Consider the following 15,618-nt stretch of genomic DNA (forward strand, 5'->3'; position numbering starts at 1 on the left):
AATTACATCTTATTTAGTGCTTTTTATCTAGAAAATTTAAAAATAAAATACTAAATTATTGTATTGATAAATCCTATTTAATCATATTATTTCATTTTCTAGATAGCCATTTTTTAAATAGTTTTCTTTTAATATTTTTTTCCACAATTCCTTCATATCCTTGTTAGGAACTTCATATTTTTTATGCTTATTTATATATTTAAATTTATACATTTTTGTTAGACTATGATAAGGCAATATATCAACATATCTTATATTTTCATAATCATTAGATATTTTACATATAGCCTTAAAGTGGTCCTCATAATCATTAACACTAGGAATTATAGGGCATCTTAGTATAGTACTCTTGTTATGATTTTTTAATACTTCTATTACTTTATAAAAATCAAATTCTCTTTTTATATTCTTTTTATAGCTTTCTTTTTCAGTTAATTTGTAATCTAACAAATATTCATCTATAAACTCAATTGATTTTTCTATTTGATTTTCAGGATCATATCCACTTATATCTAGACATATATGAATTCCAATTTCTTTTAATTTAATTGACACTTCTTTAATAAACTCAAATTGATTTATAGCTTCTCCACCACTAAAGGTCACTCCTCCACCTGAAACATTATAGTAATCAATATCTTTTATTATAATTTCAATTAATTCATCTGAAGAATATTCTTTTCCATATGTTTCGTAAGCATTGTTAGGACATACATTTACTAATTCAAAGTTTTGATCATGTTTATTAAAGTCTATACTCAATTGGTTATTAATAATTTTTATTCCATCTCCATTTACATGTTTAACACACTTTCCACAAGCTGTACATTTCCTTGGATTATACTTTAATTGAATTTTAGGAGAAATAGACTCTGGATTATGACACCACGGGCATCTTAAATAACATCCCTTCATAAAAATTGTTGTTCTTATTCCAGGGCCATCATTAACAGAAAATCTTTGTATATCAAATACTATTCCTTTTCTACTCATTACATGTCCTCTCCATTATTTCTCTTTGAACATCATCATCTAAATTTACAAATCTTGCACTAAACCCTCCAACCCTTACTGTTAAATTCTTATATGCTTCTGGATTATTATATGCTGCCACCAAATCTTCTTGATTTACTATATTCACCATAAGTTGTGGGCCGCCCTTTTTAAAATAAGTAGCAAATAATGCTTTTATTTTCATTCTTTCCTTATTAAACATAGTCTTAGAAAATTTAATGTTCTGAACGCTACCTGCATGTATATCTGCACGTATTTTAGCAAGAGAATTTAACATTGCTGTTGGTCCATTAGTATCTGCACCACTTTGTGGATTATTAGCATTACTCATATACAATCCAGCTATTCTTCCATCTGGTGATGATGCAGTTGCCCTTCCCCATTCTGTATTAACTTGATTATTTATAACAACTACTAACCAACTATCTAGCCCAACTTTATTAGCTTGCTTAGCAACTTCATTACAAGTAAACTCATGAAGTTCAACTGCTATAGAGTCAATATAGTCATCATCATTTCCAAATTTAGGAGCATTAATCATTTCTTGTTTTACATTATTATATCCATCAAAATCAACTTCTAATACTTTTTGAATATCTGTTAAAGTATATTTTTTTTCATCAAATACTAATTTTTTGATTGCACCTAAAGAATCTGCAGCATTCATATTCCCATACATTTCATTTGTTCCACCTAGATACTTTACTCCACCATCTAAAGTCATTTTTCCTCTTCCAATACAATCATCAGTTAATATACTTGTAAAAATGAATCCTACTTTTTCATTCATTACTTTATATGAATAAGCATGAGCATCAGCTGTTAATTCTATATAATATCTTAATAATTTCTTATATTCATTAAAGAATTCATCAAAACTTTCTATTTCATTCATCTTTTTTATTTTAAGTGTTCCATACTTATATTTATAATCCCATTGATCTATTCCATCATGTATCATAATTGTTAAAAGCTTTAATAAGTTAATACATGTATTTGGAGTACCTACACTTTGCCCTGAAAGAACAAATTCTCCACATCCAAATGGAACATATTGCTCTGCTGTTTTCATATCTACATGCATTGTTTTAGATACTGCTGGAATATTTACATCATCATTATATAAAATAGGATAAGTTGTTCCTTCTCCAATGCAGTCTAATGCTAAATCATATATCTCTTGATTCATTCCCTCATAAATTCTAAGAGTGAATTGTGGCTCGACTAGTTTTGCTTCTTTAGTTGCTCTAATTGCTAGCTTACAAAATACATCTGCATTCTTTTCATTTCTTCTACCTTTTCCACCAACAATAACTCGTCCATTTACATTTGTTCTTTTTACTTCAATAAGTCTCCATTGTGATTTAATATATTCTATTGCTTCTTCTTCAGTAATTATATTATTTTCTAAATCATGAACTAAATAATCTCCTAAATAATCATCCATTCTACCATAATTTACAACACCTGATACTGATGAATATAACCATGCAAGTTGCATAGCTGATATAAATGAGTTTGGTTTATCATTTTCAATTGTATTTAATGCAACTAATAGCTTTTCCATTTGCATTCTTCTCATCTCAGAAAGTGTATCTTTTTTTAGTTCTTTCTCAACTTCTTCTATATGATATCTAACTACAACTTGTAAAAGCTCAAGTGCTTCAATCATAGCATCATATTCTTTTTGTGAATCAATATTAATTTCTCTTTTAGTATTTATTATCCTCTTCAATCCATTTATTCCATTATCTAATAAAAGGTTATAATTCAAATACATTCCGCTAAAACGAGCTGTTATAATTGCTGGAAATAATACATCCACAAACTTTCCTAAAATATTTTCTTGTAATTTATCCTTATAAAACACTTCTCTAGTGTCGTTTTTCGCCCAGTACTTTTTTAAATATTCTATGTCATCTTCATAATTTTCTCCAAGCTTCTTTGAAAAATAATCTAACTTTTCAAATTTACAATAATGTCCTGGTCCCCCAACTGATGTTACGCTTCCAAATCCTATTGCTAATGCATCATATCTTCCTAATATCAAATCGTCTTCATACATAGGTCTAAAAACTTTAGGAAAAAGAACTTTTAAACACTCAATTTCTCTTTTTAACTTTTCGCTATCATCATATTTTTCATGAACTTTTGTATATTTTAACATTGTTTCTAATTGTTCTAACTCACTCATATATAACGGTTCCTTTGGCGCAACTGCTACATTAGTATCATTTCTTTTTAACTCTCTTTTAATCATTACTTATTCCCCCAGTCAACTTGTAATTACAAGTTAATTCTATATCAATGAGTTCCTTCCGTCAAGTTAATTGATTAAAATAAATTTTATAAATAAAAAACTATCCTAATGTATTTTTAAATAATATTAGGATAGTTTTTTATTTTATCTAACAGATGCAATAGTAATTGAATTGTCCGTAGATATTTCTCTAGTATATTGAGCAAGTATTGATTTTGTTAAATATACCTTATGTTCAATCTCCAAAATAGCTGAATCTAAATCTATTTCTAATATTTTAGAAACCTCTTCATTTGATTTTATAGCTTTTATAGTTTTTATATCATGACTTACATTATAGTGTTCTTCCATATATTTAAAAACAGACTTCTTTAAGACTTCCTCATTAAAATCTTTAAATAAATAACATGGCATATATGTATATTCTAATATTCTTGGTTCTCCTGAAATAATCCTTAATCTTTTAAAATAAATAAATTTTTCCTTCTTATCCACATTAAAAGCATTACATAATTTCTCATCACCTTCAATTTCCTTACAGAAAAACACTCTATTTTCTATCTTGTATCCTTCATCTTGCTTTTCTGATAATGTTGTTAATTTACTTTGTTCATAGAACTCTGGAGGATTAACAAATATTCCTGAACCTTGCCTTGAATGGACATATCCTTCATTTTTTAGTTTTGATATTGCCTTCCTTAATGTTGGTCTACTTACACCATATTTATGGCAAAGTATTTCTTCTCCCTCTAAGGAAGACCATGAAGAATATTCTTTTCTTATTATTTTATTTTTTATCTCTTCATAAACCTCTACGTATTTCATATTGCCTCCAAATATATATGATATTATTATTTTGTCATAAAATTTTTCTAAACATTTATACTAAGTATACCATACATACTAAAAAACCAAAAATTTTTATTTAACAAATTAATATTTACAAATTAGTATTTACAAATCTTCTTTTTTGTCTTATTATTTTATTGAAAACGAAAACAAGGGGGAATAATCTATGAATAAAATTTTTTCAAAAGACTTAATCCAACTTAACATTAAGTCTAGTACAAAAAATGAATGTATAGAAGAGTTAGCATCACTTCTATATAAGCAGGGGAAAATTACTGATGTTAAAAAATATCTACAAGACGTTCATAAAAGGGAGGAGGAATTTTCTACAGAATTAGAAAATGGGGCTGCTATACCTCATGCAAAATCTATTCATGTAAAATCACCAGCTGTTGCTATCGGTATAAGTAAAAAGGGGATTGCTTTTGGTAGTGACGAAACTAAAAAAACTCATTTAATTTTTCTTATAGCAATGCCAGAAAACTCAGATAATACTCATATTCATACTTTATCAACTATTACTAGTAAGCTACTTGATGAAAATTATGTTACTAAAATGATTAATTCTAAATCTATTGATGATTTGATTTACCTTTTAGAAAATAATGCACAAGAAGAAGTATCTGTTACCAATAATAAATTTCTTATAGGTGTTACTGGTTGCCCAGTTGGCGTTGCTCATACATATTTAGCTGCAAAATCTTTAACTAAAGCAGCTAATGAAATGGGATATTCAATAAAAGTAGAAACTAACGGATCTATAGGTGTTGAAAATGCTCCTACAAATGATGAAATTGACAGAGCTGATGGGATAATAGTTTCCTGTGATAAAGAAGTAGATATGGCTAGATTCATAGGCAAAAGGGTTGTTGTAACTGGTGTAAAATCAGCTATAGACAAGCCAAAAGAACTTATAAATAAGGCATTAAATCCTTCTACTCCTTTATATACTTCTAAAAATACTTCTATGAAGCGATCAAATGAAGAGGATAAAGGAAAAAGTACTTTTTATAAAGCCTTAATGAATGGTGTATCCTTTATGATACCTTTTGTAGTTATAGGTGGTCTTATGATTGCTGTTTCACTTGCCTTAGGTGGTGAACCTACTCCAGGTGGACTAGTTATTCCTGAAGGAAGTATATGGAACAAAGTTTTAAGTATTGGTGATATCGGATTTAAATTAATGATTCCAATTTTGGCAGGATATATTGCATATGCAATTGGTGATAGACCTGCACTTGCTCCTGGTATGATAGGTGGATGGATTGCAAATAATGGTTCTTTTTATGGAGCTGATGCTGGAGCAGGTTTTATAGGCGCTATTGCTGCTGGTTTATTAGTTGGTTATTTTGTTTTATATTTTAAGAAAATCAAGTTTCCAAAAGCTATTGAGGCTCTAGTTCCTATAATGATCATTCCAATCTTGGGTTCTTTATTTATTGGATTTATATTTATCTTTATAATCGGTGCCCCTATATCATCTCTTATGAGCTGGTTATTTGATACATTAAAGAATATGTCATCAGGTAGTATGATAATTCTTGGTTTAGTTATAGGATTAATGCAAGGATTTGACATGGGTGGACCTTTTGGTAAAGTTGCCTTTATGTTCTCTGTTGGTTTAATTGCAGAAGGTCAATATCAATTTATGGGAGCTCAAGCAGTTGCTATTCCTGTTGCTCCACTCGGAATGGCATTAGCTACATTCCTTGATAAAAAGAAAATATTCTTTAAAGAAGAGGAAAGAGCAAATGGTAAAGCTGCTCTAGCTATGGGATTAGTAGGTATATCCGAAGGCGCAATACCTTTTGCCGCTAGCGACCCTCTAGCTATAATCCCTGCAAACATGATTGGTAGTGCAGTAGCTTGTATTCTTGGATTCTTATTTGGAATTACTAATACAGTTGCACATGGTGGTCCAATTGTTCTTTTATTAGGAGTTGTAAATAAACCTATTATGGGCTTATTATCTATGGTTATAGGCACTATAGTAACTGCATTTCTAACTTTAGTTCTAAAGAAATTTAGATTAAATAAAAAAACTGTTAAAGTTAAATAACGTTATTATAATATATTTATCAATAAAATATTAATTAACTATGCTAAGACTTTAATTAAATAAAAATAATTTTAGGGATAGGTAATAGCACCTATCCCTAATTCATTGAAACTATAGTTATATCAGAATTATATTTAATTTGCTTGCTTATTTGTATCAATAAGTTATTGCAATAAACATTATGAGTTGTCTCAATTGAATTAGTTACTTTTTCTGGTGAGTATTCGTTTATTATGTGTTCTGAATCAATTAATACACTTTTAAGCTCTTTTCTATCATGAGTCAATGTAAAATTCTTATCTTTTTCAAAATAATTTAAGATACTTCCACTACATTTATTTTCATCAAAATCTTCAAATATATTCTTAGGTAAAAATCCTTCTTCATAAATGACATTGTCATCAGTTTTAATTATCCTTCTATACGTATAAAGAAATTCTGAACTAAAATAGTTCTTCATTTTATTTTCAATAATTCTACAATCTATTACAATTATTGAATTTATTTTGCTACTCTCAACACTTAATGATGTAATTGTAGTATTTAAATAAAATTCTCGTGGATTAATATAATAACCCTTACCTTGTTTAGAATTAATATAACCTTTTTCCTTTAATTTTTTTAAAGCTCTCCTTACAGGCTCTCTTGAAACATCATATCTTTTACATATTTCATTTTCAGAGATCAATAATTCTCCTTCTTTGAACTCTCCATTTAAAATTAGCTTTTTTATTTCTTCATATATATAATCCTTCTTAGTAGTCACTTCCTCATCTCCCTTACCTTATGTATCATATATAAACAAATATTATTATTAATAATTTCTTTATGCAACGAATTATATTTATTATACCATAATAATTTGACCTTTAACTTTTAACTATTATAAATTAATAGGCATATAATTCGACTCCACTAATAAAAAATTGAAGAAGTCTTATAACTAAAACCAAAAGTCCTAACCGATTAAGCTAGGACTTTTTAGCAAATCTCTATAATAGTTCGCCATATCTCTTTATAAAAACTTTTTTTAATAGCGTTACTAATATCATATAAAGTATTATTATTACAATTAAAAAAGGAAAATAAATTGCTGGCATAGAAACCATATCCAATGCTTTACCAAAGAATGTATAAGGAATTATAGTTCCTACTGCAATACCTAATGTTGTTAGTGTTGTGAGTTGCCATGATGCTCTACTTTTAACAAATGGAATTCCTGGTGTTCTAATCATATGAATCACAAGTGTTTGAGACCATAATGATTCAACAAACCATCCAGCATGAAATAATCCCATAAATCCTAATTGTTGCGCTTCATTTAATATATGATATTGTCCACCAAATACAAAAGGACAAATAAAGAAATACATCAAAGCATAAGTTGCAATATCAAAAACTGAGCTTGTTGGGCCAATCCAAAACATAAATTTACTTATTGAGCTTGAATCCCATTTACGAGGTACTCTTATATAATCTTCATCAACATTATCCCAAGGAATAGCTATACAAGAAATATCATAAATTAAATTTAACATTAGTAATTGTATTGGTAACATAGGTAAAAATGGCAAAAATATACTTGCGACTAATACAGAAAACATATTTCCAAAATTTGAACTTGCTGTCATCTTTATATATTTAATAATATTAGCATATATCTTTCTACCTTCTACTACTCCATCTTCTAATACCATTAAATCTTTTTCTAATAAAATTATATTCGCTGATTCTTTTGCTATATCAACTGCTGTATCAACTGAAATTCCAACATCAGATTCTGTCATAGCTGCTGCATCATTTATTCCATCTCCCATAAAGCCAACAGTATGTCCATTTTTTCTTAAAGCAGAAACAACTCTTGTCTTTTGATTAGGAGAAAGTTTAGCAAATACATTTATTTCTTCTACTACTTCACTTAATAATTCATCATCCATTTCTTCAATATCTGATCCAAGTAATAAATTATTTACCTTTATTCCAACTTGCTTACAAACAGAGGATGTTACTGCATCATTATCTCCAGTAAGAATTTTAACATTAACTCCAAAATCTTCAAGAGCTCTTATTGCATTAGCTGTACTTTCTTTTGGTGGATCTAAAAATGCTAAATATCCTATTAATACCATATCTGATTCATCTTTTACTGAAAGCTCCCCTACGCTTGATGGATTGTTCTTCTGAGCAATTCCTAATATACGCATTCCTTGACTATTATAACTAGAAACAGTCTCTAAAATTTCTTTTTTAATTTCTTCTGTAATAGTTTCAATTTTACCCTTATATTCTACATGAGAGCAAACTGATAACATTTCTTCAATAGCACCTTTAGTTATTAATTGAGTTTTTCCTGCTTTATCTTCAACTACTACACTCATACGACGACGGCTAAAATCAAATGGTATTTCATCTACTTTCTTATAATCATGCCATAACTCAATCATATCTTTTTCATTTGCATGATTAACTATAGCTATATCCATTAAATTCCTTAATCCTGTTTGATGATAGCTGTTTAGAAAAGCATGACGTAATACTCTATTATCTTCATTTCCTTCAATATCAAGGGAATATTCTAAAACCACCTTATCTTGCGTAAGTGTACCTGTCTTATCAGTACAAAGAACATCCATTGCACCAAAGTTTTGTATAGCATTTAAGTCTTTTACTATTACCTTCTTCTTTGACATAGAAACTGCACCTTTTGCAAGGTTTGCTGATACTATCATAGGTAACATTTCTGGGGTAAGCCCTACAGCTACTGAAAGTGCAAATAAAAATGCTTCCATCCAATCCCCTTTAGTAAATCCATTCATAAATAATACTACAGGAACCATCACAAACATAAATCTAATTAATACCCAAGATACTGAATTTACTCCTTTTTCAAAGCTTGTAGTTACCTTTTTCCCTACCAACTGCTTTGCCATTGAACCAAATATTGTATCATTACCAACGTTAATTGCTATTGCTATTGCTGATCCACTAATAACATTACTTCCCATAAAGGCCAAGTTATTTAGCTCTATCGGATTTTTACAATCATGAGTAATGGCTGTATCTACTTTTTCAACAGGCTCACTTTCGCCTGTTAAAGATGATTGACTAATAAATAAATCTTTTGCTTTTAATATTCTAATATCTGCTGGAATCATATCTCCAGCAGCAATATGGATTATATCCCCAACTACTATTTCACTAATAGGAATTTCCTTTATTCCTACTCCTTTACGTTCTACACTTATAGTTGTTTTAACCATCTCACCGAGTTTTTCAGCGGCTTTATTTGACTTTGTTTCTTGAATGAAGCGAAGAATACCGCTTACTAAAACCATCGAAGTAATTATAACAACTGATGTCGCATCTCTCTTGCTTGAATCAACTATCATTATATCTGTTACAAAAGATATAATTGCTAAAATTAATAAAATAATAGTAAATGGATTAATAAATGACTCTATTAGTCTTTTTACTAAAGAATCTCCCTTTTGATGAGTAATTTCATTTTTACCATATTCTTCTCTCATCAATTCAACTTTAATTTCTTCATAGCCACTATAGCTTGTATTATACTTTTCTAAAATACCTAATTCATCTTGCTTTGAAGATAAAATTAATCTATTAATTCCTGAATTTATTTTTATTTCATTTGTACTTACTTTTTTAAATATTTTCTTTTTCATAGTCCTATCCTCCTAAAAATTTTTAGTTTTTTTATAGGTAAGACATAGATCCAAAAGAAATATTATCCCTTTAATTATTAAATTTAGAATGAAACTCGCTACTCACATACGTTCCTAGGAGTAACTTCGATTAACTAAATCAAAGATTTAGAATCTCAGTTAAGAGGAATAAATAATGTATAAGCCACTACATCATAGTTCCCAACATTAATTAAATTTATATTTTCTATTAGTGGATCTATGCACTTACTACTCTCTTCATCCATTCCTCTCACCTCCTAAAATTCAAAATATCTATAATAAATATAAAAATGGATTTGAAAAATAAAAAACCCTTACCACAATAACTTAATGGTAAGGGAAATAAACTTACAAGCTTAACACAATCCTAATAAAAGGTTGCGCAAAAAACATAAAACAGAAAACTGCTTTATCATCGTTCAAGCTTCAGCTTCACAAGGCGATGAAATTGCATTAGTCTATGCCTTGGCTTCGACATAGACTGCTAACCTTCTCATAGTGTCTCCACTATTTTGCGGCAGCAACCCTTATCCTTGTGGTAACCTCACCTACCGAAAAATATTAACTTTTCATTTCTTCTTTATCATATGCAATGATTTCAAAAATGTCAACCCATTTTATATAATTCATACTTAATTTACATTTAATTCATATAATCTACTATGTGATTTTATTGTAATAGATATTTAAAAATGTTACAATAACTCTTATTAAGTTTTGCTTAACTGGCATTGAATACTTAGTGAAGTTTAACGCAGTTTAGGTGACCTTAATACTAAGGAACATCTACTGCACTTATCTGAAGTATATGTTCCTTAGTATTAATTGTTAATTATGAATTATTAATTGAAAAAGGAGGATTTATGAATAAAAAAACAGCATTAATTTCTACTGGCGCAATAGGGGCTTTATCTATCGGTGCCTTAGGACTTATAGGTAATTATTTTTATAACTTAGCACTTAATCCAAATACTTCGAAAGATTCTATTTTTGGAACCCCAGAAGAAGCAAAATCTACAAGTGGAGAAGTTCTTAATAAAAATGTAGATTGGCTACTTAATAAATCTAATTTTTCTAATGAATATATAAAATCTTTTGATAATTTAAAGCTTCATGCTTATAAAATACTAAATGAAATTCCTACTAATAAATGGATTATAACTGTTCATGGATATACAAGTAAGGGATTAGATATGAGTGGTTATGCTAAAAACTTTTATGAAACTGGTTATAATGTACTAATTCCAAATCTAAGAGGTCATGGTAAAAGTGAGGGTAGTTACATTGGAATGGGTTGGTATGATCGATTAGATATTACTAAATGGATAAATTTAATTCTTAATATTGATGAAAACGCACAAATAATACTTCATGGTGTATCAATGGGAGCATCCACTGTTTTAATGACTTCTGGCGAAGATCTTCCATATAACATAAAAGCTATTATAGCTGACTGTGGATATACGTCTGTTTGGGCTCAATTTTCTCATCAATTAAATGTACTTTATTCACTACATAGCTTTCCAATAATGAATGCTTCATCAGCTGTTACAAAGCTTAAAGCTGGCTATACCTTAAAAGAAGCATCTGCATTAAAACAAGTAGCAAAATCTAAGACTCCAATATTATTTATTCATGGAGATAAGGATGACTTTGTTCCTTATTCAATGATGGAAGAACTTTATGATGCTACAATCTCACCAAAAGAAAAATTAACCATAGAAGGTGCCGGACATGCTAAAGCATCTAAGGTAAATCCTGAACTTTACTGGTCTACAATAGAAAACTTTATAGATAAATACTTAAATTAGTGAAAAGTGAAAAAGTGAATGCATATATAGGTGCAAAGCAACTTTTATTCAAAAATCCTGTAAGGATTTTCTCCTTCACTTTTTCCCTTTCCCCTATTTCACTATTTTGCTTCGCAAAATATTAATTATATCCGTTAACAATTAAGTCTAGTTTTCCCGTTTCAGGATCTATTGCAAGTCCATGAATTGAAATTCCTTGTGGTGTTAATGGATGCTTTTTTATTAAATTAACGCTATCTTTTATAGATTCTTCAACTGAATCAAAGCCATGAAGCCATTTTTTTATATCTATACCTCCATTTTGAAGTGTTTCTAAGACTTCTTTTGTAATCCCCCTATCAATAGCCTTTTGTAATAAATTATCTGTATTTAAATTGCACATTCCACAACCATGATGCCCAATTACAAATATTTCATCAATATTAAACTCATATATTCCAACGATTATACTTCTGATTACGCTTCCAAAAGGGTGCATAATTGACGCTCCAGCATTTTTAACAATCTTTGCATCACCATTTTTCAAATTTAATGCTTTGGGTAATAAATCTGTAAGTCTAGTGTCCATACAAGATAAAATAAGTATTTTTTTCTTTGGATTTTTTGAAGCTATATATTGCTCATAATCTTTGTTTTCAACAAATCCTTTATTGAATTCTAATATATCATTAAGTTTACTCATTATATTTCCTTCCTAAGTTCATTATATTTATATGATTAATTAAAAATTAATATCTTACTAAATATTACTATATTATTTAAAATAAAATACTAAAATTAAGATCATATATATCTTTTAATCATTTTATAATAAACCTATAGTTTTTCATATAGTTTTTTATGTGAAATTACTTTATCTTTTTTTATTTCATTCAGCAAGTCTTTATATTCCAAATCTAGTTGTTCCTTTTTCTCTTCGTTTACTTCTAGGGATAAACGTGAAATAACTTCTGTTAATTTATTTTTTAAAACTAATAATTCATCTTCACATTTCTTTTTATTACTATCAAATTCCTCGTTATTATTATGTTCTAAATAAGAACTATAATTTCCATCAAATTCATGTAAACCCTTATCTTTTATTTCAATTATATAATTACATATATTTGAAATAAATCTTATATCATGAGACACCAATACAATTGTCTTATCAGTGTTTCTTAAAGCATTTTCTAATGCTTCTATAGATTTAATATCTAAATAATTCGTTGGTTCATCTAGTATTAGTATATTATTATCTGATAAAATCACCTTACATAATCCTACCTTTACTCTCTCCCCTCCACTTAAATCTCTTACTTTTTTATTTACACTGTTATCTTTAAACCCAAATTCACTTAAATTAATTCTTATAAAAGTTTCATCATAAGATGAATCCTTCTTTATATTTTCTAAAATGCTTTTATCATCATCTAAAATACTTTGAAATTGATCAAAATATCCTATTTTTACAGTGCTTGAAATCTTAACTTTATCATTATTATTATTTACTATATATTTTAATAAAGTTGTTTTTCCACATCCATTTTCACCTATTAAAGCAATTTTTCTTCCTTCTTTTATTTTTAAATTAACATCATTTATTAATAATTTATCTTCCACATAAATTTTAAAAGCTTTTACTTCAATTGGATACTTAGAGTTTAATTTCATACTTGGTACAATATTAATTATAATTTCTTTTCTTTCTTTTGGCTTTTCTTTAGCTTCTAAATGATCTATTCTGTTCTTAATTGATTTTATATTATTATCTATATTCTTCTTTCCTCTTTGATCACCCATTTTTATGGTTTTAGCTTCTGATGGACCCATTCCTTTAGGAGCTTTTTTAATTCTATCTCTAAGTACTTCTTTTTCTGATATTACTTTTTCTAATCTAGCTTTTTCATGAATATACTTATTATATTCTCTTTCGCTTACTCTTCTATTTTTTTCTTTTTGATTTATATATTCACTGTAGTTTCCATTATATAAAGTCAGCTTTCCTCCTTCAATTTCGATAATTTTATTACATAAATCATCCAAAAAATTCCTATCATGAGAAATAATAAGTAATGTTCCTTTGTATTTCTTAAACATTTTATTTAAAAGCTTAACACTTTCAACATCTAAATTGGAAGTTGGCTCATCTGCTATTATAAGACTTTTATTTTCTTCAAGTGCTTTTACTATCCTCATCTTGACTTTTTCACCTCCGGATAAATAATCATTATATTCAGTTGGAACATTAAATATACCTTTTAATTTTCCAGCTCCTTTAAATTCGCACCTTTCTTCTCTTTGACTAATATAAGAATAACTATCCGTAAGATAATAAGAGCCTTCATCTGCTTTTACTTCACCTGTTAATATTTTTATTAAAGTTGTTTTTCCTGTTGCATTCTCCCCTACAATTCCTATTCTATCCCCTTCAAATATTTCAAACTTATCTATATCTAACAATAATCTATCTCCATAATATTTCTTTAAATTATTAATGCTTGCTAGTTTCATATTAAATCCTCCATATACAAAAATATAAAAAAAGGATGCTGTAAAAATTACAATTCACAACTATCCCGATTAAATCAATTCTTCATCAATATTATTTGATTTATAAATTAAATGTATTCTATTATAATTTATTGTTTTTTCTTTTTTAAATAATTTAATAATATCACTAGCTTTTGGACAAGATATATATTATGATTATAAAAAATACAAATTTAAGGTGGTACATATATGACAGTTTATGCAATAACATTTTATTTAAATGAAGATTCTCATTCATGTGATTGCGATTCTCACGATCATGATCATGAACATCATCACCATCATCGTGATGACTATGATATAGTTGGAACTATAAAAACACTTGGAGCTTGGGCTAATTTTATGCCTGACAGCTACTTAGTTAAAACTGACGTTTCTGCTAAAGAAATAGCAGAAAAAATTAAAGCATTCTTACAACCTAATGATTTACTTTTTGTAACTAAAGTTGATAAGAATGATGTTGAATCTTTAACTCCTGGAGTTGTAGATTGGATAAAGGCTTAATTGTAAAAATTTAAAAAGGGTTAGATTTATTTTAGATCTAGCCCTTTTTCTTTCTAAGTATTTTTTATAACGATATCACTTCATTAATCATAATTTTCTAATTCATAAAGTCTATTATATAATTAATTCTGAAATAAGGTATTACCTCCTACATTATCTTTAAAACTATCTTATACAACATCTAACTAATTTTTTATTATATACAATAAAGCCATTATTGTTTTATAATTAAATAAGTTTTAAAATTTTACAAAAGAGGAGGATTTGAATTGATAAATGCGTTAACTATATTTATTTTACAACTTATCTACGTTCCACTTTTAACATTGAGGACAACATTTGTTGTAAAAGGTAAGAAAGCTCAAGCTTCAATGTTTGCTTTTCTTGAAGCTATAATTTATATAGTAAGCTTAGGTATTGTTTTTTCTGATTTAAGTAATTTTCTTAATATAGGTGCTTATATACTTGGATATGGTATTGGAATATATATTGGAGGAATTATAGAAGAAAAGCTTGCTATCGGATATAGAACTATTCATGTAAATTTGACTAGCTATAATCAAGAATTAATTGATATGTTAAGAAGTTTAAAATTTGGAGTAACCACTTATACTGGTGAAGGAATTAATAAAGAAAAACGATATAGACTTGAAATTGTATCACATAGAGTAAGAGAAAGTGAAGCTATCTCAATAATTCAATCTATGGAGAAAAATGCTTTTATAGTTTCTTACGAGCCTACTCAATTTAAAGGTGGATATATTACTAAACATCTAAAAAAGCTTTAACTTCATGTCAGGTGCATAAAATAAGAACTATTCTTTCTAAATCTATATTAGATAAACTGAGTAAATTTAAAATGTGAAAAAATAATCAAAAAATTCT

The 15,618-nt window shown here is 27.9% G+C and carries 11 protein-coding genes and 1 riboswitch; of the genes, 4 read left to right on the plus strand and 7 right to left on the minus strand.

Annotated elements, in window-relative coordinates; genetic code table 11:
* Positions 1-81: 81 nt before the first annotated feature.
* From AAT22_RS17565 to AAT22_RS17575, 3 genes are all read right to left on the minus strand, one after another.
* Positions 82-993 (minus strand): glycyl-radical enzyme activating protein, encoded by a 912-nt coding sequence (locus AAT22_RS17565; RefSeq protein WP_047002195.1) that lies wholly within the window; start codon positions 991-993, stop codon positions 82-84.
* Positions 986-3,274, minus strand: coding sequence for a pyruvate formate lyase family protein (locus AAT22_RS17570; protein ID WP_047002196.1), 2,289 nt, complete (start codon positions 3,272-3,274; stop codon positions 986-988). The genes AAT22_RS17565 and AAT22_RS17570 overlap by 8 nt, the downstream gene beginning before the upstream one ends.
* Positions 3,275-3,418: 144 nt before the next feature.
* Positions 3,419-4,099, minus strand: coding sequence for a GntR family transcriptional regulator (locus AAT22_RS17575; RefSeq protein ID WP_047002197.1), 681 nt, complete (start codon positions 4,097-4,099; stop codon positions 3,419-3,421).
* Positions 4,100-4,289: 190 nt separating this feature from the next.
* Between AAT22_RS17575 and AAT22_RS17580 the strand changes: the two genes are divergently transcribed.
* Positions 4,290-6,182, plus strand: a complete 1,893-nt coding sequence (locus AAT22_RS17580; RefSeq protein WP_047002198.1) for a fructose-specific PTS transporter subunit EIIC — start codon at positions 4,290-4,292, stop codon at positions 6,180-6,182.
* A 97-nt stretch (positions 6,183-6,279) separates the two neighbouring features.
* Here the strand turns inward: AAT22_RS17580 and AAT22_RS18680 are convergent, their stop codons facing one another.
* Complete coding sequence (locus AAT22_RS18680; RefSeq protein WP_052954008.1) at positions 6,280-6,948, minus strand: GntR family transcriptional regulator; 669 nt, start codon at positions 6,946-6,948, stop codon at positions 6,280-6,282.
* Between the two features lie 226 nt (positions 6,949-7,174).
* Positions 7,175-9,865: a magnesium-translocating P-type ATPase gene (gene mgtA, locus AAT22_RS17590; protein ID WP_047002199.1), complete on the minus strand. Its 2,691-nt coding sequence runs from the start codon at positions 9,863-9,865 to the stop codon at positions 7,175-7,177.
* A 425-nt stretch (positions 9,866-10,290) separates the two neighbouring features.
* A riboswitch (M-box (ykoK) riboswitch) is annotated at positions 10,291-10,449 on the minus strand.
* A 300-nt stretch (positions 10,450-10,749) separates the two neighbouring features.
* Between mgtA and AAT22_RS17595 the strand changes: the two genes are divergently transcribed.
* The gene (locus AAT22_RS17595) at positions 10,750-11,697 is read left to right on the plus strand and encodes an alpha/beta hydrolase (protein WP_047002200.1); all 948 of its coding nucleotides are present in this window, start codon (positions 10,750-10,752) and stop codon (positions 11,695-11,697) included.
* A gap of 121 nt (positions 11,698-11,818) precedes the next feature.
* Here AAT22_RS17595 and AAT22_RS17600 read toward each other — a convergent pair whose 3' ends face one another.
* Positions 11,819-12,379 (minus strand): carbonic anhydrase, encoded by a 561-nt coding sequence (locus AAT22_RS17600; RefSeq protein WP_016208360.1) that lies wholly within the window; start codon positions 12,377-12,379, stop codon positions 11,819-11,821.
* A 134-nt stretch (positions 12,380-12,513) separates the two neighbouring features.
* On the minus strand, positions 12,514-14,190 hold the full coding sequence (cplR, locus tag AAT22_RS17605; RefSeq protein ID WP_047002201.1) for an ABC-F type ribosomal protection protein CplR: 1,677 nt from the start codon (positions 14,188-14,190) through the stop codon (positions 12,514-12,516).
* 228 nt (positions 14,191-14,418) lie between these two features.
* On the opposite strand from cplR, the gene AAT22_RS17610 reads away from it, so the two are divergent.
* Positions 14,419-14,733 (plus strand): hypothetical protein, encoded by a 315-nt coding sequence (locus AAT22_RS17610; protein ID WP_047002202.1) that lies wholly within the window; start codon positions 14,419-14,421, stop codon positions 14,731-14,733.
* A gap of 269 nt (positions 14,734-15,002) precedes the next feature.
* Complete coding sequence (locus tag AAT22_RS17615) at positions 15,003-15,521, plus strand: DUF5698 domain-containing protein (RefSeq protein WP_047002203.1); 519 nt, start codon at positions 15,003-15,005, stop codon at positions 15,519-15,521.
* The last annotated feature ends 97 nt before the right edge of the window (positions 15,522-15,618 follow it).

The sequence above is a fragment of the Clostridium sp. C8 genome (assembly GCF_001010885.1).
Taxonomy (GTDB): Bacteria; Bacillota; Clostridia; order Clostridiales; family Clostridiaceae; genus Clostridium; species Clostridium sartagoforme.